A 24416-nucleotide genomic window follows, 5' to 3' on the forward strand; every position below is an offset into this window, starting at 1 on the left:
ATGGCGCGCGATCCCTGGGCCTACCGCGACGTCGCGGTCGAATCGGCCGTCGATCCGCGCACCGGAACGTTGCGCATCAAGCCGATGGCCGGGCAGGCCTACGCGACTTCGATGCGCGTGCAGTGCGCGCGCGCCTTGCGCGACCCGGCCGTGTATCCGGCCGGGACGCGCTTCCTGATCCGCGCCAAGCTGACCGACCGGGCGGGCGGGGCGCCCTACCTGTATGCCCACCATGGCGATCCGGTGAAGGTGCTGGACGACAGGGAGGCGGCCAGCTTCCTGGACGAGTATCGGCGCCGGCGCATCTGAGCGGGTGCGGCGATGTCCTCTCCGGGTTGAGGGTAGACCGCGCCCCGGTCCGGCGTTACAGTGGAACGACCACTGCACCGTTTGCGGAAGGGCACACATGATCGTCGTCTACAAGTACGGCTACCCCGAGGGCGCCGGAACGCCGGACATCAGTCCGTTCGTCGTCAAGCTGGAGACCTGGCTGCGCATGTCCGGCATTCCTTACGAGACCCGGACAGGCGGCCCGCGCGAGATGCCGAAGGCCAAGCTGCCGACCGCGCTGGTGGACGGCCGCCTGATTGCCGACTCGTCCTTCATCATCGCGCATCTGCAGCGGCACGATCCGCGCGCGCTGTGCGATACACACCTGAGCCCGCTGCAATGTGCCCAGGCCGAGGCGATCAAGGCGCTGGTCGAAAGCCAACTGTATTTCGTCGGCCTCTACCTGCGCTGGAGCGTCGACGACGGTTTCGAGCGCTACCGGCCGCTCCTGCTCGACTACGCGAAACGCAGCGTCCCCGCCTGGCAGCAGCCCCTTGTACCGTTCCTGTTTCCGATACTGTTGCCGCGCATTCGGCGCCACGTGAAGCGCCAGGCATGGCAGCAGGGCATCGGACGCCACAGCTACGACGAGGTCATCGCGATCGGCCGCACCGGACTGCAGGCCGTCGCCACCCTGCTCGGCAGCCAGGACTACCTGTTCGGCGCCGTGCCCAGCACTGTCGATGCCAGCCTGTTCGGCCAATTGCACACGCTCATTAAACACCCGTTTCCCGGTCCGCTCCAGGATGCTGCCCGGGCCCAGCCCGCATTGATGGCCTACCACGACCGTATCTGGCAGCGCTACTGGGCCGGCGCCGGCCAGCCGGCCTGCTGATGGCGGCGCACGAGGCCGGCCACCCGGCGCCGGCTTCCGCGCTATCATGTGGACATCCGCACAACATCAGAGGATCCCCATGGCAACGCGAAAGATCGCAGTACTGGTAGGCAGCCTCCGCAAGGAATCGTTCACCCGCAAGCTGGCCAAGCAGCTGATGCTGGTCGCTCCGCCCACGCTGGAGCTGGAGATCATCGATATCTCCCATCTGCCGATGTACAACCAGGATGACGAGACCGAGTCGCCGCCGCCGCGCTGGACCGAGTTCCGCGACCGCATCCGCGAGGTGGATGGCGTGCTGTTCTGCACGCCCGAGTACAACCGCTCGCTGCCGGGCGTGCTGAAGAATGCCATCGACGTCGGCTCGCGTCCCTACGGCAAGGCGGCGTGGACCGGCAAGCCCTGCGCCGTGGTCAGCAATTCTCCGGGCGCGCTGGGCGGTTTCGGCGCCAACCACGCGGTGCGCCAGTGCCTGGTGTTCCTCAACATGCCCTGCATGCAGTCGCCCGAGGCGTATATCGGCGGGATCGGCAACAAGTTCGACGGCGACAGGCTCACCGACGAATCGCTGAACGGCTTCCTGCAGCAGTTCATGGAATGCTTTGCCACCTGGGTCGAGCGCCATGCCGACTGACGGGGCGCCCGGTCCGCGCGGCCCGATCGCGATCCGCGAGATCGACCATGTGGTACTGCGCGTGGTCGACCTGGCGCGCATGCAGCGCTTCTACGGCGAGGTGCTCGGCTGCGCCGAAGTGCGGCGCCAGGACGAGATCGGCCTGGTGCAGCTGCGCGCCGGCAGCGCGATGCTGGACCTGGTGCCGGTGGACGGCAAGCTGGGCCGCATGGGCGGCGCCGCGCCCGGCCGCGAGGGCCGCAATGTCGACCACGTGTGCTTCCGCATCGACCCTTTCGACGAGGCCGCGATCCGTGCCCACCTGGCGGCGCACGGCGTCGACGCGGGACCGCTCGAATCGCGCTTCGGCGCCGAAGGGGAGGGGCCGTCGATCTACCTGCACGACCCGGAAGGCAATATGATCGAGCTGAAGGGGCCGGCCTCAAAGTGAAGCCGGACAAGCCCGCCGCCCCGCCTTACGTATCGCAGGTGCCGGACTCGTACGGCAAGCCGCCGGGCGGATTGCGGCGGCGCATGTTCGACATCATCTTCGAGGCCGACACCCCGGCCGGGCGCCGCTTCGACATCGCGCTGGTGTTCGCGATCCTGCTCAGCATCCTGGTGGTGGTGCTGGACAGCGTGCCGGGACTGCACCGGGACCACGGCGCTCTCCTGAACATCGCCGAGTGGACCTTCACCGGGCTGTTCACGGCCGAATACCTGGCGCGCGTGATCTGCGTGCAGCGGCCCTGGCGCTATGCGACGGGCTTCTACGGCGTCATCGACCTGCTGGCGGTGCTGCCCAGTTATTTTTCGCTGCTGGTGCCGGGCACCGAGCTGCTGCTCGACATCCGCATCCTGCGCCTGCTGCGCGTGTTCCGGATCTTCAAGCTCACCCTCTACATCGAGGAATACACGCGGCTGGGCGAGGCGCTGTCCGCCAGCCGCCGCAAGATCATGGTATTCCTGTCGGTGGTGCTGATGGCGATCCTGATCCTCGGCACCGTCATGTACGTGGTCGAGGGGCCGAAGAACGGCTACACCAGCATCCCGGTCGCGATGTACTGGGCCACCGTCACCATGACCACGGTCGGCTACGGCGACATCACGCCGCACACCCACCTGGGCAAGGCGATCGCTTCCTTCATGATGCTGCTGGGCTGGGGCATCCTGGCGGTGCCGACCGGCATCGTCACGGCCGAGATCGCCGCCAGCCGCAACGACCGCCGGCGCGGCGCCGCACGCATCCTGGCGGTCCGCCACTGTGCCGCCTGCGGCAGCGGCGGACATGAACCGGGAGCACGTTTCTGCAAGGACTGCGGGGCGGCGCTGCCGGTGCCGCAGCCGCAGCCGCAGCAGGACGCACCGTCCTGATTTCAAGTCCGGCACGATTAATTCATCTCAAATGCGCATGACGGCGCACCTTTAGTCTTCTAGCTTCGCGCCACGGTATGCGGCAGTGCAGCAAAGGGGCTGACCTGCCGTGCCCATGCGGCGCCGTGGCCTTTTCCGATCCACTATTCTTAAAGCGAGGCAAACGCATGTACCCATTTCCGCAAAGCGTGGCGCCGGCGGTGCGCACCCATGTCGACGCCCAGACCGCATTCCTGAACGACATCTCCAAGTCGCTGTTCCGCTCCTTCCAGCAGATGTGCGACCTGAACATCCAGCTGGTGCAAACCCTGATCGAGGAAACCACCCTGGCGAGCAAGCAGGTGCTGAGCGCCGACCGCCAGACCGAACTGCTGAGCGCCGCCACCGCGCGCGCGCAGCCGACCACGGACAAGCTGCGCGCCTACCAGCAGCACATCACCCGCCTGGCGGCCGACGCCCAGGTGGAAATGGCGCGGGTGACCGAGCAGCACGTCCAGAACACCACCCGCACCGCACGCGCCCTGGCCGACGAAGTGGCGCGCGACGCCACCGAGCAGACCGAGCGTGGCCTGCGCGCCCAGCAGGAAACCGTGCGCCAGTTCGCCGATCCGTTCGCCCACGCCACCGGCAACGGCGCCGCGCAGGCGGGCCCCGGCGGCGATGGCGCGCGCGGCGCCTCTTCGCCGGGCGCCCAGGGCGGCCAGGAGCGCGTGCCGTCCGGCGCCCAGGCCGGCGCGCAGTCGGGCAGCCAGGGCCAGCGGGGCGCAACGACGCACTGAGCTGCGCAGGCAGGCGGGGCGCTTGCGGTAGCGGGCGCCCCGTCCTTGCAGGACCAGCTGCAATGAAAAAAGTAAATTGTAATTAGTACCATCCGGCCTAGAATGAAAGGAGGAAGTACGAACGGGAGTATTGCGATGGAATCCCGAAACATCAGCATGGCGAAGCGCCTGGCACTGGCGCTGGCGGGCGCGGCCCTGTCGGGCTGCGCCTATTATGGTCCGCCGTATGCGGCCTACGATGGGGCGCCGGTGTCCGCGCCTTATTACACCTACCCCTACAGCTATGGCGGACCGGTGTATGCGGGACCGCCGATTTCGCTCAGCTTCGGCTATTACGAACACCGCTACGGCGGCGGTTACGGCTATCGCGGCGGCCATGGCTGGCGCGGCTCGGGCTGGGCCGGACATGGCTGGGGTGGACGCGGATGGGGCGGGCATGGAGGCGGCTGGCGCGGCCGGCATTGAGACGCCGCGGCGACAAGATCAATCCTCCAGCGCATCCTCGCCCGGCTTGCGTCCGCGGCCGCGGTCGAGTCCTCCCTTCATGCCCTCCACCTCGCGCATGAATTCGTCGATGCCATGGTCGCGGCTGACCCGGACCCCGGGCGGCAGCAGCACCGCCATGTACAGCTCGTCCGCCAGGCGGCCGGTGCGCTGCAGGTTGACAGTCAGGATCAGGCCCGAGCCCAGCACCGCCAGGCTGGCGGCGACCCAGCGGTAGCGGCGCCGGTGCTGCGGCGTGACGGTGCAGAGCCCGAAATAGACCATTCCCGCCATCAGCAGTGTCGCCGCGTGCGAGGCGTAATGGGAAATGGATTCGGCCGAAAAGGCATACGCGGCGGTGGCGCCCAGCAGCGCCGTCACGGTCAGCGCGGCCAGCCCGCAACCGAACACGAACAGGTGACGCCCCAGGCGCGCGTGGCGCCCGAACAAGCGGTTGGCGAAGGCCCATACACCGCCCCACAGCAGGGCTGCGCCGATGCTCCAGGCGAGCGCCTCGAAGTAGCGCCCGAGCTCGAAGACCTGGGTGTCGCTGATCCAGCGCGCGAACAGGGCGACGCCGCCGGCCAGCACCAGTCCCGTCGCACCCGGCAGCACGCCTTCCCAGCGGTGGAAGGTGCGGTCCTCGAGTTCCGGCGCCACCGGAAAGCTGGCGGCGCGCACCCGCAGCGAGGTATGGCCGATGCGCACCACGGTGTCGCCGGACAGCACCAGCTCCGGCCGGCGCCGGCCGCGATGGACGATCCCGTTCCTGCTGCCGAGGTCGCGCAGCAGCAGGCGCCCGGCGGGGTTCAGCTCGATCACGGCATGGCAGGCGGCGACGTAGTCGTCGTCGAGGATCAGGTCGTTATCGTAGCCGCGTCCGATCCGGATCGGCAGCGTCTCGACGCGGCTGCGCTGCAACACGTCGCCGTTGCGCGCCAGGGTCTCGATGGTCCAGGGGCCGCTCATCGGCGCACCGCCTGCGGCCGGCTCCGTCCCAGCGCGGACAGGAAGGCGCGCGTGGTGCGCAGGCCGTTTTCGAAGGAGACCCCGGCCAGGTCGAGGCGGCTCTGCAGGCTGGCGCGGCCGTCGTCGGTGCTGGCGGTGAGCAGGGTGAAGTTGTACAGGCCGGCGAACTTGCGGTAGGCGCGTACGCAGGTGACGGCGCGCAGCGGCAGGGTGGCCGTGTGCACGAACTGCTCGGTGCAGGACGGGCGGGTCAGGCGCACGTCGCGCGAGGCGCCGGCGCGGTCGACGCTGAAACGGCCGCTGGCGAGCAGGGCGAACTGCAGCGGATGCATGGCGGCCGAGCGCAGGTAAAGGTGCGACATCGATACGTGCCCGGTCTGCTGGGTGTCGGAGACGTAGACCGCGACTTCCATCGCGCAGCTCACCGAATCGCCCGTGTACTCGGCTTCGAGGCGGAAGTTCGAACGTCCCCAGCAGCGCAACTGCTGCGACTCGCGCACCGGCACGTGGTAGGGGCCCATGGTCTTGATCGTCAGCGGCTCGGCCAGCAGGCGGTCGATCATCTCGCGCTGGTGGGCCAGCAGCTGCTGGGCGATCAGCGGATTGAAATTCTTCGGCGGATGCGGCTGGGCGCCGACCTTGCGCAGCAGCTCCTGCGCGTAGCGGACCGGCACCAGGAAGCTGACCGACTCGCCGTCCAGGCGCTTCGAGACGTTGACGCCGGCTACCGTGCCCGAGGCCGTCACGCTGGGTCCGCCGCTCATGCCGGAGTTGATCGGGCCGGTGAAGATCAGCTGGTCGTAGAAGCTGCGCGTGACCACGCCGTTGTAGGCGCCTTCCGAGATCGCGAAGCCGAGATCGAGAGGGTTACCGAGCGAATACAGGGACTGGCCCTGGGTCAGCCGGACCGGGTGGTCGGGCACCTGGAAGAAGCCGGTGCCGGCGCGGTTCACGCGCACCACGGCCAGGTCGTGCAGCACGTCGACCGCCATCAGTTCCACCGGGCCGGTCTTGCCGTCGGTGTCGACGTACTCGCCGCTGAAGACCTCCGGGTCGAGCGCCATCTGCGACACCACGTGGTAATTGGTCAGCACCAGGTTGGAGGTGCCGACCAGGAAGCCCGAGCCCACGGTGGACTGGCTGCTGCCGTTCCTCAGCAGCATGCGGATCTGCAGCAGGTCGGACCGGGCGGCCGAGTACAGCTGCTGGGCGGCGCTGGAGGGCGTCGGCAGGGCCGTGGTTTCGTCGGTCTCGCCGGGACCGGGAGCAGGCGGGGTGGTGGCCGGCGGCGTGGCGGGCGGAATGACCAGCGGCGGCTGGGGAGCCGGCTTGCTGCCGGCACCTTGAACTGTTGTAACGTTCTTCGGCACGGCAGGAGCGGCGGCGCCACGGACGGCAGCCAGGGCGCAGGCGGTGCAGATCAGGATGGCGATCGGGGCGAGTCGCATCCGGGCATCTTGCCAGAGAAATCACGATGGCCGCGCCCGATGGGCGATACGTCGCTCGCGCAGCCATCGTCGTCCCCGCGAAGGCGGGGATCCAAGTTTGCCTGCATATCGGCAGATCAAACAGAACTTGGGTCCCCGCCTGCGCGGGGACGACGGTAACTTTACAACTCGCCGTCCAGCACCACCTCCGCCGCCGGCGTCATCATGTGCCCCAGCTTGGCCTGCTTGGTGTTCAGGTAGCCGTTGTTGAAGGCATTGCGGTTGACCAGCAGCGGCACGCGTTCGGCGACCTCGAAGCCCAGCTTGGTCAGGGCGTCGATCTTGCGCGGGTTGTTGGTCATCAGCCGCACCGATGCGATGCCGAAATGGCGCAGCATCGGCTGCACCAGCTCGTAGTTGCGGGCGTCGGCGTGGAAGCCCAGCTGCAGGTTGGCCTCGACCGTGTCGGCGCCGGCTTCCTGCAGGCGGTAGGCGCGGATCTTGTTCACCAGGCCGATCCCGCGGCCTTCCTGGCGCAGGTACAGCAGGATGCCGCGCCCTTCGGCGGCGATCTTCTTCAGGGCGCCCTCGAGCTGGGCGCCGCAGTCGCAGCGTTGCGAGAACATCACGTCGCCGGTCAGGCACTCCGAATGGATGCGCATCAGCGGCGGTTCGCCCGTGGAGAGGTCGCCCAGGGTCATCGCGAGATGCTCCTTGCCGGTCGAGTGCTCGACGAAGGCGTGCAGCGTGAACTGCGCCCACGGCGTCGGCAGGGTACACGACGTGACGTAGTCGACGAGGTTGGACGAAGCGGCGGCGTTGTCTTGCATGACGGATTCCTGGGACAAAATCAGTGATTTCTACGGCTGTAAAGCTGAAGTTTACCGGAAATCCGACATGGCCGTGCGGTAGCCGCCGATCCGGCCATGGATTTGTGTCCGTACGGCATCGTGGTGTGCTACGCTGGCGGCGGCCTTTTCCTACCCGATCCCGATGCCGTCCTCCCGCTCCTTCCCCATGACCCTGCTGCCGCGCCGCCTGGCCGCCTGGCTGGCGCTCGCCTTCTCCCTGCTGTCGATCGGCCTGGCGGTGCTGCTGGTGACCGTGATCGAGCGCCGCAACACCGAGCAGGTCAAGTCCAGCATCGGCTACGGCCTGGCCGAGCTGGCCCTGCAGACGTCCGACAAGCTGGAACGCGGCATGTACGAGCGCTACCGCGAAGTGCGGCTGATCGCCCAGCGCCAGAGCCTGAGTCCGGACAGCCCGCTGGCGCGCCGCCGCGCGGCCCTCGAGCAGCTGCAGGACAGCTACGGCGACTACAGCTGGATCGGGATCGCCGGGCTGGACGGCAAGGTCCAGGTCGCGGCCAAGGGCTTGCTGGAAGGCGCCGACGTGTCCAGGCGCCCGTGGTTCCGCGACGCGCTGCGCGGCGTCCACGCCGGCGACGTGCACGAGGCCGTGCTGCTGGCCAAGCTGCTGCCGCAGCAGGACGAGCCGTGGCGCTTCGTCGACCTGGCCTTCCCGGTCCCGGACCAGGCTGGCAACCCCCAGGGCGTGCTGGGCGTGCACCTGTCCTGGCAGTGGGCGCGCGACGTCGAGCGGTCCGTGATCGCGCCGGTCGAGACCCGGCGCCAGGTCGAGGCGCTGATCGTCGATGCCAAGGGCACCGTCCTGCTCGGCCCGCCCGGCTGGCAGGGCAGCCGGCTCTCGCTGGCCGGGCTGAAGGCGGCCCAGGCGCGGCAGGAGGGCGGCTACCTGGAAGAGACCTGGCCGGACGGCCGCTCCTGGCTGGTCGGCTTCGCCCGCGGCCACGGCCACGGCGAATATCCCGGCCTGGGCTGGACCGTGCTGGTGCGCCAGAACGTCGACAATGCCTACGCCCCGGTGCGCCGCCTGCGCGACTTCGGCCTGGCGGCCGGCGTGCTGCTGGCCTCGCTGTGCTCGCTGGTGGGTGTCGTGGTGGCGCGCCGCATTACCCGGCCGCTGGACGAACTGGCGCACTCGGCGCGCCGCATCCGCGCCGGCGAGACCGTGACGATCGCACCGGGCCGCGGCGGCTACGAAGAAGTGGAGGCCCTGTCCGGCACCCTGGACCAGCTGGTGAGCGACCTGGTCGGACGGCGCCGCGAACTGGAACACCTGAACGCCACGCTCGAGCTGCGGGTCGAGCAGCGCACGCTGGAACTGGAGCGCGCCCTGGGCACCCTGCGCGCCAGCCAGCAGCGCATCGTGAACATCATCGAGACCGCCCAGGACGCCTTCATCAGCGTCGACCTGGACGGCCGCATCACCGACTGGAATTCGGCGGCCCGGGCCATGTTCGGCTGGAGCCGCCAGGAAGCCGTGGGCCGCCTGCTGATCGAGGTGGCCATTCCGGAGCGCTTCCGCGACAGCGCCCGGCAGGCGCTGCGGCACTTCCGCGAAACAGGCGAGCTCGACCTGCTGGGGCGCCGCGTCGAGCGCAGCCTGGTGCGGCGCGACGGGACCGAACTGACGGCCGAGATGACGGTCGGCCTGGTCGGCACCGGCGAAGGCGTGTTCTTCAGCGTGTTCCTGCACGACGTCTCGGAGCGCAAGGAAATCGAACGCCTGAAGAACGAGTTCGTCGCCACCGTCTCGCACGAGCTGCGCACCCCGCTGACCGCGATAAGCGCCTCGCTGTCGCTGCTGGCGGACGGCATGGCCGGCGAGCTGCCGGAGGACGCCCGCGGCCTGGTCGGGGTCGCCAGCGCCAGCTCGGAACGCCTGGTGCGCCTGATCGGCGACGTGCTCGACATCCAGAAGATGGAAGCGGGGCAGATGGCCTACCACCGCGCGCCGCAGCCGCTGCAGCCGATCCTTGAAGCCGCGCTGGCCGCGATGGGCAGTTTCGCGGCCCAGGCCGGCGTGACGCTCGGGTTCGAGGCGGGCGAGGGCGCCGGCGCCGTGCGCGCCGACGTCGACCGCGACCGCCTGACCCAGGTGCTGACCAACCTGCTGTCGAACGCGATCAAGTTTTCCGACACGGGCGGCGCAGTCCTGACCCGCCTGGAAGCGCATGGCGGCACGCTGCGGGTGTCGGTCACCGACCACGGCGCCGGCATTCCGGAAGCCTTCCGCGACCGGATCTTCCAGCGCTTTGCCCAGGCCGATGCGGCCGACTCGCGCCGCAAAGGCGGCACCGGCCTCGGCCTGAGCATCTGCAAGACCATCGTCGAGGAGCATGGCGGGCGGATCCGGTTCGAAACGGCCGAGGGGCAGGGCACGACCTTCTTCGTCGAACTGCCGGCGATGGCCCCTGCTTGATCCGATACTGAAATCGGCGCAGGCGGCCAAGGCATGACTCATTTCGTAATGATCTCGTTTTCGTCAAATCGAGACCGTTTCGTGATGCCCGCGCCAATTCCCTTGTAACAGCCGGACGCAGCCCTAGACTGGAAGCAGCACTTCCTGAAGGAGAAGATCATGCGTACCTTGTTCCTGGCAATTCCCGTGTCCCTGCTGATGGTTGCATCCCATGCCAACGCCCAATCGCGGGATTATCCCCTCACCGAGGATTCATCCGTATCGACCGTGCACGTGACGGCGCCGCAGCGGGGCGTCATGGTCACGCCCGACCAGACCGACCAGATCAAAGGCACCTACGCGATGTCGAACGGCTGGCGCCTGAACGTGAAGTCCGCTTCCAGGGGCATCTTCGCGAAGATCGACGACCAGCCCCCGATGCGGCTGATCGCCCTGTCCGCCGACAGGTATGTCACCGCCGACGGCAACGTGGCGATGGAATTCAACCAGGGCACCTTCGGCGACGACATGACGATGAGTTATGTGCCGAGCTCGCGCCTGGCCGAGCGGATCGTGGTCAGGTCGACCGTGGCGGCACGCTGACCCGGCATGGGTCCCGCAACGCAGCCATGTCGCATGGCGGCGTTGCAGGACCGTGGTTTTTTCAACCATGCTGATCCACCGCAAACTTATAAATATATAATCGACATCATTCTGCGTACAAATCAGCCTGGAGCGTCGAATGATTCGGACCCTGATCGTCGAAGAAAGCGGTGTCGCGCGGCTCGGCATCCATTCGCTGCTTGGCAGGGAGGCCCAGTCCCTGGAGATCGACGAAGCCGGCAGCCGCATGGAAGTGGTCACCAAGCTGTGCGCGCGCTACTACGAACTGATCATCGTCGAGCCGAAGATGTCCGGCGGCAGCGGCGCAAGCCTCGTCAAGCAGCTGCGCGACAACTCTCCCTGGTCGGACGTGCTGGTGTTCACCGCACTGGATGAACTGACCTTCGGCGTCGACGCGATCCGCAACGGCGCCAAGGGTTACCTGATGAAGAACTGCAGCGCGGAGCAGTTCCGCGCCGCGGTGAAGCGCGTCGCCAGCGGACAGGTGTATCTGAGCACGGCGCTGGCGGCGGAATTCGCGACCGGCCTGCGCAAATACGATGTCCGCAGCAAGCCGCACGACACCTTCAGCAAGCGCGAATTCCAGGTCTTCTCGATGGCGGTGTGCGGGATGACGCCGATCGAAAGCGCCCACATCCTGCAGATGGGCACCGACACCATCGGCGCCTTCCGGCGCAGCGTGATGGACAAGCTGAACGAATCGACGCTGCATGGCATGGTCCGGTATGCGCAGGCGCATGGCCTGCTCGACGAGTGCCGGGCAACCTGCAGCGCGCTGTGGTCCGGCCGTTTCGATCAGGGCTGGGTCGACAGGCCGGCCACGCGCACGTCGATCTTCGCGTAGCCTTCGCCGGCGCGCTGCGCGGCCACCCAGCCCGGCAGCTCGGCGGCCATGACCGGCTTCGAGATGCGGTAGCCCTGGGCCACGTCGCAGCCGTGGGCGCGCAGCCAGTCCAGTTCCTCCGCCGTCTCGACGCCCTCGGCCACCACCGACAGGCCCAGCGCATGGCTCAGCATGACGGTCGACTCGACGATGGCGGCGTTGCGCGGCGAGTCCGCGATCGCGGTGATGAAGCTGCGGTCCAGCTTCAGCTCATTCACCGGCAGGCTTTTCAGGTAGGCCAGCGAGGCCTGGCCGACGCCGTAGTCGTCGATCGACAGCTTCACCCCGAGCGCCGCCAGCGCGTTCAGGTGGGCCAGCGCCAGCGCCGGCTCGTCCATCAGGGCGCTCTCGGTGATCTCCAGGCACAGGCGCGCCGGCGGCACGCCGTGGCGCTCCAGCAGGCCGCCGACCCTGCCGGGCAGTGCCGGATCCAGCAGGTCGAGGGTCGACAGGTTGGCCGACACGGCGATGTCGAGTCCTTCCGCGCGCCATTGCGCCAGCTGGCGGATCGCGGCGTCCAGCACCCAGGGCGTGATTTCGCGGATGAAGCCGGTCTGTTCGGCAAAGGGGATGAAGCTGCCCGGCGGGACCATGCCGCGCTCCGGATGGCGCCAGCGCAGCAGGGCTTCGGCGGCGACCACGCGTCCGGTCTTCAAATCGAGCTTGGGCTGGTAAGCCAGCAGGAATTCGCCGCCGAGCGCGCCGCCCGCCATCGCCGCGCGCATGTCGCCGATCAGGGACAGCTGCTCCGGCGCCGGTTCGGCGCGCGCTTCATGGGCGAAGGCCAGGCCGGAACGGCGCCGCCTGGACGCCGCCAGCGCCAGCTCGGCGCGCCGCAGCAGCGTGCCCGCGTCCAGTCCATCCTGCGGATACAGGGCGATGCCGATGCTGCCGTCGATGTCGAGGCGCTGGCCGTCCAGCGTGATCGGGTCGCGCAACTGGGCCAGCACGGCATCGGCAAAGGCGCGCGCGCAATCCTCGCCCTCGATCTCGAGCAGGAAGGCGAAGCGGGCGCCCCACAGGCGCGCCACCATCAGCGGCGGATGCGCCAGGTGCGACAGGCGCGTGCCGACCTCGCGCAGCAGGCGGTCGCCGACCTGGTAGCCGAGCGCGTTGTTGATCATGGCGAAGCGGTCGATGTTCAGCACCGCCACCGCGCGCGGCGCGCCGGCCGGCAGGCGCGCGAAGGTCTCCAGGAAGCGGGTGCGGTTCGGCAGGTCGGTCAGCCCGTCCACGTAGGCCAGGCGGACGATCCGTTCCTCGCGGCTGGCGATGCCGTCGCGCATATGGGCGAAGCTGGCGGCGAGCTGGCCGATCTCGTCCTGGGGCAGGGCCGGCAGGGCCTGGCCATAGTCGCCCTGGGCGATGCGCTGCGCCGCTTTCGACAGCTCGTCGAGCGGCCTGACGATGCGCCGCGCCAGGGTCACGCTGCCGAGCGCGAACAGCAGCACGGCGACGCCGACCACCGCCAGCAGGCGCCACTGCAGCAGGTTGAACGGCGCCTGCACCTGGGCCACCTGCAGCTGCAGCACGGCCTGCATGGCGCCGTCCAGCGGCAGGCGCATGGTGCGCCACGGCTCGCCCTGCAAGTCCTGCACGTCCTGCCGGCCGGCCGCCGGCAGGCTGGCCAGCGACAGGGCCGCGCGCTGCGGCGCCGCGAACGAGGACGCCAGCAGCACCGGGCCGCGCGCGCCGAAGCGCACCACGTGCACGGCCAGGCCGGTGATCTCGGCCATGTCGCGCGCCCAGCCGTCGTCGACGCGGAACGCCATCGCCACCCAGGCGATGCGGCGCGGCGCCATGATCGGCACCAGCACCACCTGGTACAGCTGGCCGTTGCGCATCTGCCTGAAGCCGGCGCTGCGGCCGGCGGCTTCCGCTTCGAGCAGCAGGTCGGGGAAGGGGAAGGCGTCGCCGGCGGCGGTCTCGCGCTGGGTGCTGGCGATCAGCGCGCCGTCGGTGCCGGCTACCATCATGACCTGGGCGTGGATGCGCTGGCCGTGGTTGCGGATCACCGAGCGCACGGTGGGCTGGTCCTGGGTCGCGATCGCCTCGCGGAAGGCAAAGTCGGCGGACAGCACGCCGGCCGCCGTCTCCAGCTGGCGCTGGTTCTGTTCGAGCAGGCGCTTGAACACCTTGGCGCCGACTTCCAGTTCGCTGCGGCCTTCGCTGCCGACGATGCGCGCGCTGCTGTCATGCACGAGGGCCAGCACCAGGCCCATGACCAGTACCAGCAGGCCCACGAACACGAGGACGATGCGGCGCTGGAGCGAGGGCAGGACCATGGACGATGCTTCCTCTATCTCAGTAGCGGTCCTGGTCGACCTCGGTGTGCGGCCTCGGTTCGCGCGCCCGCGCATCCAGCGCCAGGTTCAGCCTGGAGCCGCCCGGCGCCACCTCGATCTCGCTGGCCGCCACGCGCGCCTTCTGCAGCGGGTGCCACAGCTGAAGGCGGTAGCGCCCGGCCGGCAGATTGGCGAGATGGACCTGGCCATCCGGCCCGGTCTTGCCGAAATACGGCGACTCCACCACCAGCACATAGGCTTCCATCCAGTCGTGGATATTGCAGCCGATGACGACCTCGCCCGGCTTGTCGAAGGTGATCGGCTGGCCGGGCTTGCCCGCGTACAGCTTGATCTCGAAGCGCTTGGGCTGGGAGAACGAATACACGTGGTGGCGCACCGTGTCGTTGTTCGGGAAATCGACCGCGGTGCCGGTCTGCACCACCGTCACATAGGGAGAGAATTCGGCGCCGCGCTGCTCGATCACCGCATGCGGAAGGTTCTTCGGCGCCTGCCGGGACGCCGGCGCCAGCGGCTCGAGCACCACGGCGGCGTCGGGCAGCGGCTTGCCGGCCGGGGTGCGCACCAGCGCGTCCAGGGTGGCCGCGCCGGCCTGGCTGGCGGCGATCGCCGGCAGCGCCAGCGATGCCAGGAAGATCCACGTCGGCGTGCGCATCGGTGACTGGCGCCTTACTGGTCGAGCTGCAGCGAAGGGGCGATCTGCCAGACTTCGGTGGCGAGGTCGCCGTCGCGGTAGGTCAGCACATGCAGGACCTTGAGCGGCAGCAGGCCGCCGTACTCCGCGCGCTGCTGCACCGTGGCGCCCTTCGGATTGGCGAAGGAGCTCAGCTTGCCGAAGTTGGCGGGACGCGGCTTGCCCGCATTCACGGCGATGAACTTCTGCCAGACGGCGCGGATCTCGGCCTTGCCGCGGTAGCGGCCGTCGAGCGGTCCGCCGACCCAGTCCATGTAGGCATCTTCGGCATAGTCCTTCATCAGCGCTTCCAGGTCGCCGGCGGCGACCGCGTCCAGGTGGGCGCGCGCCTTGGCGTCGTCGAGCGGGCCGGCCAGCGCCATCGAAAAGGGCAGGCACGACAGCGCTGCCAGTGCCACGCCCACGCCGAACTGCTTCAGGTTCCGGGTCATCGTATGCGTCTCCTCGTTGTTGTGCCGCGATTTATATTTACCTACAGAAAATAATACACGGAAACAAGATGCTGTTCTAGAAAGCTCAACCGGCGTTGTTTTCCAGACGTAACACGTTAAACCTGTCGAGGAGGGGAGTTTTTTTCGCCAACGCCAAGGGCAAGCCCTACTTCGTCCTGTACGACTCGCTGCGCAGCGCGGCGCGCGGGATCCCGGATACGATTCCCCAGGTCGGCCAGATCCAGGGCAAGCCGACGGCGACCGCCTTCCTGCTGCTGCTCGATGCGCCCCGCCCCGGCGCCCGCGACACCCAGGCGACCCTGGACGAATTGCGCGACGTGGTCGCCACCGGCGAACTGCCCAAGACCTGAACCCGGATCCACCATGACTCTTTACCATCGCATCGGGCGCCTGGCGGCCGCCGCCGGCCTGCTCGTCCTGGGCGGCTGCGCGCTTCCCACTTATGCCCCGCAGCAGGGCGAAACCCTGGCCACCGCCAAGCTGTATGGCTTCGGCGACCCATTCATGTGCAGGGACGGCAAGAGTTACCGGCTCGAAGTGAGCAAGGGAGCCGATGGCGGCGACGTGGTCCAGCTCCCGGTCGACAAGCGCGTGGCGATCTGGCGTTACATGTCGGTGCAGGGCTACCAGGTGATCACGAGCTGCCATCCGACCCTCAGCCTGGTGCCGCGGCAAGGCGTGACGCTCGCCATCCACAGCGGCCTGGCGAAACAGGGCTGCTTCATCGAAGCGGTGCGCGAGGACGCCGGCACCGACAGTGGAGTCGCGCTCGAGACCAGCATCGGCCGTCCCGCATGCTGAACCGCTTGCTGGCCGCAGCCTAGCGCAGCTCGTGCAGGGCGATGCCGGCGAAGGCGCCGTCCCAGGCGCCGAAGTCGGCTTCGAGTCCGGGCAGCAGGCGCAGCAAGGCCTGCTTGTCGCGATGGAAGGTGGTGGCGCTGCCGTCGATCTCGCGGGTCGATTCCAGGCGGAACAGGTCGGCGTTCGCCGCATCGACGGGTTCGCGGAGCAGGGCCAGCACCTGCTGGTTCCCGACCCGCAGGCGCAGCAGGCTGCCCGCTTCGCCGCTTGCCGCGCGCACGTAGCGGCGCTGCGTCTCGGGCGCGATCGCGCCGGCTTCGAGCGCGATGCGCACCTGCCTGCCATGGCGCGCGGCCCAGTCGAGGAAGGGGACGGCGAAGGCCGTGACCTGCGCCCGGTCGGTGCGGTAGTCCATCACCGCCAGCGCGTCGGCCAGCGGCGCCAGGCCGTCCAGCAGGGCGCGCTTGCGGTCCCACCAGAACGGCACCACGAGTTCCAGGCGCAGGCCGCCGGCCGCGTCGCGCAGGGTGCGCGCCATCGCCAGGTAGCGCGCATCCCAGTCGGCCTTGCCGGAGCCGTATTCGGGAAGCAGGTAGGGTTCGACGTCGAACTGCAGGCCGGCCAGGCGCGCCGCCGGTTCCACCGAGGCGTTATAGGCGACGTAGGCGCGCACCAGCCTTGCCAGCGCCGCCTGGCGTTCGGGCAGCACCATGTGCGGATCGCCGTCCACGCTCAGCACGCGGATGCCGCGCGCGCCGGCGGCACGGACGAAGGCGGCCAGGCGCGCCGGCTCCTGCAGCGCGTCCTTCGCGAACGGCACGGCAACGAACAGCTCGCGCACCCGGTGCGCTTCGGCCCAGTCCAGCAGGCGGGCGCCATGCTCGCGCCAGTCGGCCGCCTTCCATACCCAGGTCGCGCGCGCGGGCGGGCGCGCCGCGGGCGCGGGATCGGGCTCGAGGGACAGGCCGCGCAGCGTCAGGGTTGACGCCTGCGCGGGGCATTGCAGGACGAAGTGGCGCCAGCCGGCGCGGTCGAGGGCATCCGGGAGCGGCAAGCGCGGCGCGCCGGCGCCGGCGGACGGCTGCACCGGCAGCGCGCCCAGCGCCAGCGCGGTTTCGCGCCCGGCGTGCGCGGCGTCGGCCGCCTGCAGCGTGAAGCCGGCGCCGCCCTCCCAGGATGCCGCCACACGCAGGCGCGCGCGAGGCAGGAACCAGGGACCGGTCAGCAGGACCCCGGCCGGGCGCGCGCCGGCGCCGCATGCGATCGTCAGCGACTCGCCGTCGCGCGTGACCCGCACGCGTTCCTCGACGCCGAAGGCGCGCGCCTGCATCTGCGCCAGCAGGTTGGCGCGCAGCGGCATCGGGCCGGGTTGCGGGCTGCCCGGGCGGGAGGATGGCAGCACATGTTCGCTGACGGCGAAGCGGCCTTCGCGCACGCGGCCGTGCAGCAGGACGGTGTCTTCGACCTCTTCGTGCGGGGCCAGCGGGAACAGGGTCTCGACGCGGGCGCCGGGCGGCAGGGCGACGCCGGCGCAACCCGGGCGCTCGGCCTGTTCGCCGGCCAGCCAGCGCAGGCGGGCGCCATCCTCGCCCACGATGTCGGCGAACGGCGCGGCAGACGGCGCCGGGGCCGGCGCACCGGCCTGCGGGCACAGGTGCAGCCACGCGGCTTGGGCGGGGGCGCTCATCGTCAGCAAAGGCAGCAGCAGGGATGGCAGCAGGGCGCGCATGCTCACCGCTGGTCGGAGAAGCTGCCCTTGCGCGTCATGGTGCCCCAGCTGGCTTCCTTCTGCATCGCCCAGCGGAACAGGCCGGTCAGGCGCCACCAGGTGTTGAGCTGGCGGTAGCCGAGGTTCTCGAGCAATACCACCAGGCCCAGCGCGAGCAGCTGCTTGCCGCGCGGGTAGATGTGGAAGGACATCTCTTCCAGCAGCAGGCCGGAGGCGGACAGCAGGATGCCCAGCCCGATCGCCACGAACATGAAGGCCGAGAAGGCCTGCCAGGAGATCCCGCCGGTGAGGAAGGCCACCAGCATGAACAGGTAGCCGCCCATCTCGACAACGGGGCCCAGCCACTCGAACAGCAACATGAAGGGGAAGGCCAGCCAGCCCGGTACGCCGCCGTTCCGCGAGAACATCAGGCCCCAGTTGGCGGTCAGGCTCTCGGCCAGGCCGCGCTGCCAGCGGATCCGCTGGTTCTTCAGGGTCTTGAAGTCTTCCGGGGCCTCGGTCCAGCACACCGGGTCGGGCACGAATTCGATGCGGTAGGGCTGGCGCCGCGCGCGCAGCAGGCGGTGCAGGCGCACGATCAGTTCCATGTCTTCGCCGATGGTGTCCGCGCGGTAGCCGCCGACGCTGACCACGGCGTCCTTGCGGAACACGCCGAAGGCGCCGGAGATGATCAGCATGCCGTTCACGCCCGACCAGCCGAGGCGCCCGAACAGGAAGGCGCGCAGGTATTCGACCACCTGGAACAGGGCCCAGGGATTGCGCGGCAGGCCGACCTTGGTGAGGAAGCCGCCGCGCACCTCGCAGCCGTTGGCCACGCGGATGGTGCCGCCGGTGGCGACCACGGTCGGGTCGCGCAGGAAGGGCTGGGTCACGCGCTCCAGGCTGTCGCGCTGCAGGATCGAGTCGGCATCCACGCCGCAGAACAGCGGATAGCGCGCGGCGTTGATGCCGGCATTGAGCGAGTCGGCCTTGCCGCCGTTGAACTTGTCGATCACGCGCAGGTTCGGGAAGCGGGTCGAACGGTAGATCGCGCGGACTTCCTTGGTCGGGATCAGGCGCCGGTAGGCTTCCGGGAAGGGCAGCAGGCCGAACTCGCGCTTCAGCACCTCCAGCGTGGCGTCCTTCGAGCCGTCGTTGACGACCACGACCTCGTATTCCGAATAGGTCAGCTGCAGCATCGAGCGCACCGAGGCGGCGATGCTCGCTTCTTCGTTATATGCCGGCACCAGGATGCTGACCGGCGGCTCCAGGCCCGAGTAGGCGCGCGGCAGGTCGTCCAGCACCTCTTCCTGGCCCTTGCGGTGCAGGCTGCGCAGCGACATCAGGTTCAGCAGCAGGTAGCCGCCGTTCAGCAGCACGAAGTAGCACAGCACGAACCAGGTGATGAACTGGACCAGGGTGTAATGGGTGTTCATGCGGTCTCCGTCGCGGCATCGGCCTGGCGCTGGCCGGCGGCCGCTTCCTGTTCGGCGACCACCTGGGCCAGCATGTCGGCCGCGTAGCGGTCTTCCAGCGAGGCGCGCAGGGCATCGAGGTCGGCGCGCTTCATCCATGGCAGTTCGACCAGGGCCTGGGCCGCGCGGTAGCGCACCCACCATTCGCGGTCGGCCAGCAGCAGCGCCAGGCGCGCGGTGTCGCTGCGGTCGCCGATGCGGCCCAGCGCCTTGACCGCCTGGACCCGCACCTGCCAGTCCGCATCCGCCAGCCGTGCGCGCACCGGTTCCTGCAGCAGCGGGGTGTTCACGACGCGCAGGGCGGCGATCGCCACCGGCACCGCATCGCTCGCCAGTGCGTCGGCCAGCAGTTCGGCCGGCAGCTCGACGCGCAGCGCTTCGGCAATGCGCAGGGCGCGCGGCAGGCGCTGCGCGTCAAGGCGCGGCAGCATCCCGGCCAGCACCGCCGCCACCGGCGTGCCGGCCTGCTGCAGGATGCCGGCCACGTGCGACATCGCCCAGTCCTCGCGTTCGATGAACAGCGGCGTCAGGTATTCGGCGGCGGCCTGCGGATCGATGCGCACCAGCGCCCACAGCGCCGTCAGGGACAGGGTCGGGTCGTCCAGGCCGGCCAGGCGCAGCAGCGCGGGCCAGGCCTGGCGGTCGCCGAGGTGGCCCAGCAGCAGCGCCGCCAGCAGGCGCTCGGTGCGCGCGCGCCGGCCCAGCATGGCGCGCGCTTCGAGGTCGAGTCCGAGGCGGCAGGCGATCTGGTTCAGGGCCTGGCCGGCTTCGCCGCGCAGCGAGGATTGCAGGTGCACCCACAGCTTGATGAAGTGCAGGCGCTCCGACGGACGCAGTTCGGGCAGCTGCGCCGGGCTGTCGCCGACGATGGCGGCGTTCAGCACCGGGCGCCAGCGCGCGAGCGTGCGCGCGGCACGCCGTTCGCGCGCGCGCAGGCCGATGCGCAGGCGCACGATCTGCAGGCCGAGCAGGAGGGTCAGCAGCAGGGCGGCGGTGCCGGTCCAGAAGGCCGCCGCCAGGATCGGATCCGCGGGCGCGCCGAGGCGGGCGGCAAGGCTCATGCCGCCGTCTTGAGGAAGCGGCGCAGGCGCGCCAGCAGCTCCTGCGGCTGGAACGGTTTGATGATGAAGTCGTCGGCCCCGGCGTCGAGCGCGCGCACGGTGTCGCGCTCGGTGTTCTTGGCGGTCAGCATGATGACGGGGACATCCTGCCAGCCGGCCTGGGCGCGGATCCGGCCCACGATCTCGAACCCGTCCACGTAGGGCAGCATCACGTCCAGCAGGACCAGGTCCGGCGCCGGGCTGGCGGCGACATGGTCGACCGCGGCGCGGCCGTCGGCGACGTGGGTGACCTGGTAGCCCTGGCGTTCGAGCATGAAGGTCAGGACGTGGGCGATGTGGACGTCGTCCTCGACGACGAGGACGGTGGGTTGTGCGCTCATGTGGGTGGCAGAAAGTTGCTCTGAGGCTCCATCTTAACCCGAAGCCGCGGCGCTCCCCCGTCCGGCAGTCCGTTTCCGGTCCTTCTGTGACTGCCGGCCTACACTTTCATTGGCAGACCGATACCGAAGTGATCGGCCTGCCAATGGATGGAGCGTGAGACTGGATCAGGAAGGCAGGTCGAACAGCAGCAGTTCGGCCGCTTCGGCGTTGGCAAACACCACCTTGTCCTCGGCGCCGATCTTCACGGCGTCGCCACCCTGCAGCGCCACGCCGTTGACCTCGACCCGGCCGCGGATCACGTGCACATAGCCGAGCCGGCCGGCCTGCAGGGCATGCTCGATCTGCTCGCCGCCGTTCAGGATGGCGGCGTACAGCGAGGCGTCCTGGTGGATCAGCACCGAGCCTTCGCGGCCGTCGCCGGAAGCGATCAGGCGCAGCTTGCCCTGCTTTTCCTCGGCCGCGAAGTGCTTTTCCTCGTAGCTCGGGGCGATGCCCTTGGCGTTCGGCTGGATCCAGATCTGCAGGAAGTGCACCGGCTCCGTCTGCGAGCCGTTGAACTCGCTGTGCCGCACGCCGCTGCCGGCGCTCATGCGCTGCACGTCGCCGTAGTGCAGGACCGAGCCGGTGCCCATGCTGTCCTTGTGCTCCAGCGCGCCGTCCAGCACGTAGGAAATGATCTCCATGTCGCGGTGGCCGTGGGTGCCGAAGCCGGCGCCGGGCGCCACGCGGTCCTCGTTGATCACCAGCAGCGGGCCGAAGCCGGTGTGGCGCGGGTCGTAGTAGTCGGCAAACGAAAAGCTGTGTTGGGACTGCAGCCAGCCGTGGTGGGCGCGGCCGCGTTCTTCACTTTTGCGAATTTCGATCATGTCTGGCTCCTGGTTGTGTTCTCGATGGAAGCCAGTATAGCGAGGCGGCTGCAGGAAGAAAAACGAGTTGTTTTGCGTGCTATGATCGAAAAATTCGAAGCTCAGCGCCGCAGCGGATCCAGCAGGCCGCGCAAGGCGTTATGGTCGAGTTCGTACATCAGTTCGAGCAGCTCGCCCAGCTCCCCACGCGGAAAGCCCTCACGGGCGAACCAGGCAAGGTAGTGGCCGGGGAGGTCGGCGATCTTCTTGCCCTGGTATTTCCCGAAGGGCATTTCGCGGACGAGGAGGAGTTGCAGGTGTTCGGGTTTCATGGTGGCGCCAGTGTAGTAGCATGAGCGCGAGGAGGAAAGTGCCATGCCTACCGACGACGACCTGCAACGCTTCGTGGACGCCCAGCGCGACGTGTACGCCACCGCGCTCGCCGAACTGCGCGCCGGCCGCAAGCGCACGCACTGGATGTGGTTCATCTTCCCGCAGATAGCGGGCCTGGGGCACAGCGAGATGGCGCGCCGCTACGCGATCCGCAACGGCGACGAGGCGGCCGCCTATCTCGCCCATCCGGTGCTGGGGCCGCGCCTGCGCGAATGCGCGTCCGCCGTCGCCATGCACGACGACCGCGAGATCGGCGCGATCTTCGGCGCCCCGGACGACCTGAAATTCCATTCCTGCATGACCCTGTTCGCCGACGTGGCGCCGGACGAGGCGATCTTCCAGGCCTGCCTCGACCGCTTCTTCGACGGCGTGCCCGATTCCGCCACCATCGAGAGGCTGTCATGAACGCACCCCGGTCCGACGCGCTGCCTTCGTTCCTGCGCGCCTTCGAACAGCTGGTCGACAGCGGCGCTGACGAGGCCGCGATCTTCCGCGACGGCCGCAAGCTGCTGCGCATCCTGATCGCCGACGACGGCTGGCTGCCGGCGGCGCTGGCCGAGCCCGACCCCGACAGCTACCGCATCCATCTGCTGCACCTCGACCCGAGGCGGCGCTTTTCGGTGTCGGCCATGATCTGGGGACCGGGGCAGGGCACGCCCATCCACGATCACACGGTCTGGGGCATGGTCGGCGTGCTGCGCGGCCGCGAGCGCTGCGAGGAATTCGGCCTGCCGGCCGGGCCGGGCGGGCCGCTGCTGCCGGGGCCGGTGCACGAGCTGTCGCCCGGTGATATCGATCTGGTCTCACCCACGATTGGTGATATACACCGCGTATCGAACGCACTGCCGGACGGCAGCTCGGTCAGCATCCACGTGTATGGCGGCGACATCGGGACGCTGGTCCGCTCGCGTTACGACGCGGCGGGCCGCGCCACCCCGTTCGTCAGTCCCTATGCGTCCTGTCTGCTGCCCGAACGTGCGGGCTGAGGGGGAATCCGTGTTGTTGCGTATAATCCGGCGGATAGCTTGCCCACCAACACATTCTCATAACAAATATGGCTTCATCTTCAGAAAACATCAGCATGGCGGTGTTCTGCGACTTCGAGAACGTCGCACTCGGCGTGCGCGATGCGAATTACGAGAAATTCGACATCAAGCCCGTCCTCGAACGCCTGCTGCTCAAGGGCAGCATCGTGGTCAAGAAAGCCTATTGCGACTGGGACCGCTATAAAGGATTCAAGGCGACGATGCATGAAGCGAATTTCGAACTGATCGAGATCCCGCACGTGCGCCAGTCGGGCAAGAATTCGGCGGACATCCGCATGGTGGTGGACGCGCTCGACCTGTGCTACACCAAGGCGCACGTCGATACCTTCGTGATCATCTCCGGCGACTCGGACTTTTCGCCGCTGGTGTCCAAGCTGCGCGAAAACGCCAAGCGGGTGATCGGCGTCGGCGTCAAGAACTCGACCTCGGACCTGCTGGTCGCCAACTGCGACGAATTCATCTTCTACGACGACCTGGTGCGCGAAGTGCGCCGCGCCGCCGCCAAGCGCGACGAGCGCAAGACCCAGCCGCAACAGGGCCGCCGTCCTTCCGACGAGAGCAACCGCAAGAAGGAAGAGATGGAGGCGCGCAAGCTGCAGGCGCTGGAGATGGTGGTCGAGACCTTCGACGCCCTGGTCTCGGAGCGCGGCGACACCGGCAAGATCTGGGCGTCGCTGTTAAAAGATACGTTGAAGCGCCGGCGTCCCGATTTTTCGGAGACCTATTACGGCTTCCGCACCTTCGGCAACCTGCTCGAGGAAGCGCAGACCCGCGGCCTGTTCGAATTCGGCCGCGACGAAAAGTCCGGCACCTATGTCTACCGCAGCGGCAACGGCCAGGCCAACGAGGGCCTCGGTACCGTGGCCGAGACCGAGCAGATGCAGGCGCCCGAACCGGCGGCCATCGATGCCGGGACGGCGGAGCGCGGCGACGAACTGGCTGCGGAGAGCCAGGGCGAGCAGCCGAGCGAAATCCCGGCCGCGGCCGCGCCGGCACGCGAATCGCGCCGCCGCGGCGGGCGCGGGCGCAAGGGACGCGGCGAGGCCGCCGACCAGGCAGCGGCCGAGACCCAGGTAGCGCCGGAAATCGTGGCTGAAGAGGCCGGCATGGCCACCTGGCCGGCGCCGACGCCGGACCTGGTGGAAGAAGCCCTCGATGCCGCCGCCGCGCCGCAGGAAGCGCCGGCTTCGGAAGCCGCTGCGGAACAGCCGGCCGCTCCGGTCAAGGAACGCCGCCGTACGCCGCGCAAGCCGGCGGCGCGCAAGGGCGCCGCGGCACAAGCGACGGCGCAGGCCGCGCCTGAAGCCGGCGCCGACAATGCGGCCATCGCCGCGGATGCCGCCGCCGCGATCGATTCGGCAACGAACGCCAGCGCCACGGCCGATGCCGCCGCGGTTCCCGCCGCTGTGCGCGCCGGGTCCTGTATTGACGATGCCGGCAGCGACGCCATCACCGACGCCGATCCGTCCGATCCGGCGCCGGCCGACCAGCCGGCACGCAAGAAGCCGACCCGTCCGCCCCACAAGGCGCCGTCGCGCAAACCGGCCGCGCGCGCGCGCCGCCCGGCCAAGCCGAAGACCCCGGAAGGCGCCTGAGGCGGCCCATACGCGCGCCGGGCAGGCCTGGCGGTGTGCCATAATGACAAGGCACACCCAGGCTTGCCCGTTTGCGTAAAG

Annotated in this window: 27 protein-coding genes; 15 read left to right on the top strand and 12 right to left on the bottom strand. The window is 69.0% G+C overall.

Going from position 1 to position 24416, the window contains the following annotated elements:
* From AC3A6M_RS03340 to AC3A6M_RS03370, 7 genes are all read left to right on the top strand, one after another.
* Positions 1-309, top strand: a complete 309-nt coding sequence (locus AC3A6M_RS03340; protein ID WP_487851316.1) for a hypothetical protein — start codon at positions 1-3, stop codon at positions 307-309.
* 97 nt (positions 310-406) lie between these two features.
* On the top strand, positions 407-1165 hold the full coding sequence (locus AC3A6M_RS03345) for a glutathione S-transferase family protein (RefSeq protein ID WP_487851317.1): 759 nt from the start codon (positions 407-409) through the stop codon (positions 1163-1165).
* Positions 1166-1244: 79 nt separating this feature from the next.
* The gene (locus AC3A6M_RS03350; RefSeq protein ID WP_487851318.1) at positions 1245-1799 is read left to right on the top strand and encodes an NADPH-dependent FMN reductase; all 555 of its coding nucleotides are present in this window, start codon (positions 1245-1247) and stop codon (positions 1797-1799) included.
* Complete coding sequence (locus AC3A6M_RS03355; RefSeq protein ID WP_487851319.1) at positions 1789-2229, top strand: VOC family protein; 441 nt, start codon at positions 1789-1791, stop codon at positions 2227-2229. Before AC3A6M_RS03350 ends, AC3A6M_RS03355 begins: the two co-directional genes overlap by 11 nt.
* Positions 2226-3152, top strand: coding sequence for an ion transporter (locus tag AC3A6M_RS03360; protein WP_487851320.1), 927 nt, complete (start codon positions 2226-2228; stop codon positions 3150-3152). Before AC3A6M_RS03355 ends, AC3A6M_RS03360 begins: the two co-directional genes overlap by 4 nt.
* Before the next feature lie 167 nt (positions 3153-3319).
* The gene (locus tag AC3A6M_RS03365; protein ID WP_487851321.1) at positions 3320-3931 is read left to right on the top strand and encodes a phasin family protein; all 612 of its coding nucleotides are present in this window, start codon (positions 3320-3322) and stop codon (positions 3929-3931) included.
* Between the two features lie 135 nt (positions 3932-4066).
* On the top strand, positions 4067-4396 hold the full coding sequence (locus AC3A6M_RS03370; RefSeq protein ID WP_487851322.1) for a hypothetical protein: 330 nt from the start codon (positions 4067-4069) through the stop codon (positions 4394-4396).
* 18 nt (positions 4397-4414) lie between these two features.
* Here the strand turns inward: AC3A6M_RS03370 and AC3A6M_RS03375 are convergent, their stop codons facing one another.
* The 3 genes from AC3A6M_RS03375 to ribA all read right to left on the bottom strand — a co-directional run bounded on the left by AC3A6M_RS03375 (position 4415) and on the right by ribA (position 7640).
* Positions 4415-5383, bottom strand: coding sequence for an FHA domain-containing protein (locus AC3A6M_RS03375; protein WP_487851323.1), 969 nt, complete (start codon positions 5381-5383; stop codon positions 4415-4417).
* Positions 5380-6831, bottom strand: a complete 1452-nt coding sequence (locus tag AC3A6M_RS03380) for a S1 family peptidase (protein WP_487851324.1) — start codon at positions 6829-6831, stop codon at positions 5380-5382. Before AC3A6M_RS03380 ends, AC3A6M_RS03375 begins: the two co-directional genes overlap by 4 nt.
* Positions 6832-6992: 161 nt before the next feature.
* Positions 6993-7640, bottom strand: coding sequence for a GTP cyclohydrolase II (gene ribA / locus AC3A6M_RS03385; protein ID WP_487851325.1), 648 nt, complete (start codon positions 7638-7640; stop codon positions 6993-6995).
* A gap of 163 nt (positions 7641-7803) precedes the next feature.
* On the opposite strand from ribA, the gene AC3A6M_RS03390 reads away from it, so the two are divergent.
* The 3 genes from AC3A6M_RS03390 to AC3A6M_RS03400 all read left to right on the top strand — a co-directional run bounded on the left by AC3A6M_RS03390 (position 7804) and on the right by AC3A6M_RS03400 (position 11542).
* Positions 7804-10095, top strand: coding sequence for a sensor histidine kinase (locus tag AC3A6M_RS03390; protein ID WP_487851326.1), 2292 nt, complete (start codon positions 7804-7806; stop codon positions 10093-10095).
* Positions 10096-10254: 159 nt separating this feature from the next.
* Positions 10255-10677, top strand: a complete 423-nt coding sequence (locus AC3A6M_RS03395; RefSeq protein ID WP_487851327.1) for a hypothetical protein — start codon at positions 10255-10257, stop codon at positions 10675-10677.
* Positions 10678-10816: 139 nt separating this feature from the next.
* Positions 10817-11542: a response regulator gene (locus tag AC3A6M_RS03400; RefSeq protein ID WP_487851328.1), complete on the top strand. Its 726-nt coding sequence runs from the start codon at positions 10817-10819 to the stop codon at positions 11540-11542.
* Here the strand turns inward: AC3A6M_RS03400 and AC3A6M_RS03405 are convergent.
* Genes AC3A6M_RS03405 through AC3A6M_RS03415 form a run of 3 tightly spaced genes read right to left on the bottom strand, consistent with a single transcriptional unit; the run spans position 11494 to position 15009 of the window.
* The gene (locus AC3A6M_RS03405) at positions 11494-13866 is read right to left on the bottom strand and encodes a putative bifunctional diguanylate cyclase/phosphodiesterase (protein WP_487851329.1); all 2373 of its coding nucleotides are present in this window, start codon (positions 13864-13866) and stop codon (positions 11494-11496) included. The genes AC3A6M_RS03400 and AC3A6M_RS03405 overlap by 49 nt on opposite strands.
* A 19-nt stretch (positions 13867-13885) precedes the next feature.
* Positions 13886-14539, bottom strand: coding sequence for a methylamine utilization protein (locus tag AC3A6M_RS03410; protein WP_487851330.1), 654 nt, complete (start codon positions 14537-14539; stop codon positions 13886-13888).
* Between the two features lie 14 nt (positions 14540-14553).
* Positions 14554-15009 carry a nuclear transport factor 2 family protein gene (locus AC3A6M_RS03415; protein ID WP_487851331.1) on the bottom strand — a complete coding sequence of 152 codons (456 nt, stop codon included), beginning with the start codon at positions 15007-15009 and terminating at the stop codon, positions 14554-14556.
* Between the two features lie 95 nt (positions 15010-15104).
* Between AC3A6M_RS03415 and AC3A6M_RS03420 the strand changes: the two genes are divergently transcribed.
* Together AC3A6M_RS03420 and AC3A6M_RS03425 are read left to right on the top strand one after the other, a co-directional pair.
* Positions 15105-15380 carry a hypothetical protein gene (locus tag AC3A6M_RS03420; RefSeq protein WP_487851332.1) on the top strand — a complete coding sequence of 92 codons (276 nt, stop codon included), beginning with the start codon at positions 15105-15107 and terminating at the stop codon, positions 15378-15380.
* A 13-nt stretch (positions 15381-15393) separates the two neighbouring features.
* On the top strand, positions 15394-15831 hold the full coding sequence (locus AC3A6M_RS03425; protein WP_487851333.1) for a hypothetical protein: 438 nt from the start codon (positions 15394-15396) through the stop codon (positions 15829-15831).
* Positions 15832-15850: 19 nt separating this feature from the next.
* On the opposite strand, the gene AC3A6M_RS03430 is transcribed toward AC3A6M_RS03425, so the two are convergent.
* The 6 genes from AC3A6M_RS03430 to AC3A6M_RS03455 all read right to left on the bottom strand — a co-directional run bounded on the left by AC3A6M_RS03430 (position 15851) and on the right by AC3A6M_RS03455 (position 21633).
* A complete protein-coding gene (locus AC3A6M_RS03430) occupies positions 15851-17560 on the bottom strand; it encodes a hypothetical protein (RefSeq protein ID WP_487851334.1) in 1710 nt (569 codons plus the stop codon).
* A gap of 2 nt (positions 17561-17562) precedes the next feature.
* On the bottom strand, positions 17563-18975 hold the full coding sequence (locus AC3A6M_RS03435; RefSeq protein ID WP_487851335.1) for a glycosyltransferase family 2 protein: 1413 nt from the start codon (positions 18973-18975) through the stop codon (positions 17563-17565).
* Positions 18972-20075 carry a HEAT repeat domain-containing protein gene (locus AC3A6M_RS03440; RefSeq protein WP_487851336.1) on the bottom strand — a complete coding sequence of 368 codons (1104 nt, stop codon included), beginning with the start codon at positions 20073-20075 and terminating at the stop codon, positions 18972-18974. The genes AC3A6M_RS03435 and AC3A6M_RS03440 overlap by 4 nt, the downstream gene beginning before the upstream one ends.
* Positions 20072-20455 carry a response regulator transcription factor gene (locus tag AC3A6M_RS03445; RefSeq protein WP_487851337.1) on the bottom strand — a complete coding sequence of 128 codons (384 nt, stop codon included), beginning with the start codon at positions 20453-20455 and terminating at the stop codon, positions 20072-20074. The genes AC3A6M_RS03440 and AC3A6M_RS03445 overlap by 4 nt, the downstream gene beginning before the upstream one ends.
* 165 nt (positions 20456-20620) lie before the next feature.
* Positions 20621-21322: a pirin family protein gene (locus AC3A6M_RS03450; protein WP_487851338.1), complete on the bottom strand. Its 702-nt coding sequence runs from the start codon at positions 21320-21322 to the stop codon at positions 20621-20623.
* 101 nt (positions 21323-21423) lie between these two features.
* A complete protein-coding gene (locus AC3A6M_RS03455) occupies positions 21424-21633 on the bottom strand; it encodes a DUF3820 family protein (RefSeq protein WP_487851339.1) in 210 nt (69 codons plus the stop codon).
* A gap of 43 nt (positions 21634-21676) precedes the next feature.
* Here AC3A6M_RS03455 and AC3A6M_RS03460 point away from each other — a divergent pair, with 43 nt between their 5' ends.
* From AC3A6M_RS03460 to AC3A6M_RS03470, 3 genes are all read left to right on the top strand, one after another.
* A complete protein-coding gene (locus tag AC3A6M_RS03460) occupies positions 21677-22099 on the top strand; it encodes a DUF1810 domain-containing protein (protein ID WP_487851340.1) in 423 nt (140 codons plus the stop codon).
* Positions 22096-22680, top strand: coding sequence for a cysteine dioxygenase family protein (locus AC3A6M_RS03465; protein ID WP_487851341.1), 585 nt, complete (start codon positions 22096-22098; stop codon positions 22678-22680). The genes AC3A6M_RS03460 and AC3A6M_RS03465 overlap by 4 nt, the downstream gene beginning before the upstream one ends.
* 68 nt (positions 22681-22748) lie before the next feature.
* Positions 22749-24335, top strand: coding sequence for an NYN domain-containing protein (locus AC3A6M_RS03470; protein ID WP_487851342.1), 1587 nt, complete (start codon positions 22749-22751; stop codon positions 24333-24335).
* Positions 24336-24416 lie beyond the last annotated feature (81 nt).

The organism is Telluria sp. Soil_C_11, assembly GCF_057657395.1.

Coding starts and splice junctions, on each gene's coding strand:
- AC3A6M_RS03340 (WP_487851316.1), top strand. CDS start 1: ATGGCGCGCGATCCCTGGGCCTACCGCGACGTCGCGGTCGAATCGGCC.
- AC3A6M_RS03345 (WP_487851317.1), top strand. CDS start 407: ATGATCGTCGTCTACAAGTACGGCTACCCCGAGGGCGCCGGAACGCCG.
- AC3A6M_RS03350 (WP_487851318.1), top strand. CDS start 1,245: ATGGCAACGCGAAAGATCGCAGTACTGGTAGGCAGCCTCCGCAAGGAA.
- AC3A6M_RS03355 (WP_487851319.1), top strand. CDS start 1,789: ATGCCGACTGACGGGGCGCCCGGTCCGCGCGGCCCGATCGCGATCCGC.
- AC3A6M_RS03365 (WP_487851321.1), top strand. CDS start 3,320: ATGTACCCATTTCCGCAAAGCGTGGCGCCGGCGGTGCGCACCCATGTC.
- AC3A6M_RS03370 (WP_487851322.1), top strand. CDS start 4,067: ATGGAATCCCGAAACATCAGCATGGCGAAGCGCCTGGCACTGGCGCTG.
- AC3A6M_RS03375 (WP_487851323.1), bottom strand. CDS start 5,383: ATGAGCGGCCCCTGGACCATCGAGACCCTGGCGCGCAACGGCGACGTG.
- AC3A6M_RS03380 (WP_487851324.1), bottom strand. CDS start 6,831: ATGCGACTCGCCCCGATCGCCATCCTGATCTGCACCGCCTGCGCCCTG.
- ribA (WP_487851325.1), bottom strand. CDS start 7,640: ATGCAAGACAACGCCGCCGCTTCGTCCAACCTCGTCGACTACGTCACG.
- AC3A6M_RS03390 (WP_487851326.1), top strand. CDS start 7,804: ATGCCGTCCTCCCGCTCCTTCCCCATGACCCTGCTGCCGCGCCGCCTG.
- AC3A6M_RS03395 (WP_487851327.1), top strand. CDS start 10,255: ATGCGTACCTTGTTCCTGGCAATTCCCGTGTCCCTGCTGATGGTTGCA.
- AC3A6M_RS03400 (WP_487851328.1), top strand. CDS start 10,817: ATGATTCGGACCCTGATCGTCGAAGAAAGCGGTGTCGCGCGGCTCGGC.
- AC3A6M_RS03405 (WP_487851329.1), bottom strand. CDS start 13,866: ATGGTCCTGCCCTCGCTCCAGCGCCGCATCGTCCTCGTGTTCGTGGGC.
- AC3A6M_RS03410 (WP_487851330.1), bottom strand. CDS start 14,539: ATGCGCACGCCGACGTGGATCTTCCTGGCATCGCTGGCGCTGCCGGCG.
- AC3A6M_RS03415 (WP_487851331.1), bottom strand. CDS start 15,009: ATGACCCGGAACCTGAAGCAGTTCGGCGTGGGCGTGGCACTGGCAGCG.
- AC3A6M_RS03425 (WP_487851333.1), top strand. CDS start 15,394: ATGACTCTTTACCATCGCATCGGGCGCCTGGCGGCCGCCGCCGGCCTG.
- AC3A6M_RS03430 (WP_487851334.1), bottom strand. CDS start 17,560: ATGCGCGCCCTGCTGCCATCCCTGCTGCTGCCTTTGCTGACGATGAGC.
- AC3A6M_RS03435 (WP_487851335.1), bottom strand. CDS start 18,975: ATGAACACCCATTACACCCTGGTCCAGTTCATCACCTGGTTCGTGCTG.
- AC3A6M_RS03440 (WP_487851336.1), bottom strand. CDS start 20,075: ATGAGCCTTGCCGCCCGCCTCGGCGCGCCCGCGGATCCGATCCTGGCG.
- AC3A6M_RS03445 (WP_487851337.1), bottom strand. CDS start 20,455: ATGAGCGCACAACCCACCGTCCTCGTCGTCGAGGACGACGTCCACATC.
- AC3A6M_RS03450 (WP_487851338.1), bottom strand. CDS start 21,322: ATGATCGAAATTCGCAAAAGTGAAGAACGCGGCCGCGCCCACCACGGC.
- AC3A6M_RS03455 (WP_487851339.1), bottom strand. CDS start 21,633: ATGAAACCCGAACACCTGCAACTCCTCCTCGTCCGCGAAATGCCCTTC.
- AC3A6M_RS03460 (WP_487851340.1), top strand. CDS start 21,677: ATGCCTACCGACGACGACCTGCAACGCTTCGTGGACGCCCAGCGCGAC.
- AC3A6M_RS03465 (WP_487851341.1), top strand. CDS start 22,096: ATGAACGCACCCCGGTCCGACGCGCTGCCTTCGTTCCTGCGCGCCTTC.
- AC3A6M_RS03470 (WP_487851342.1), top strand. CDS start 22,749: ATGGCTTCATCTTCAGAAAACATCAGCATGGCGGTGTTCTGCGACTTC.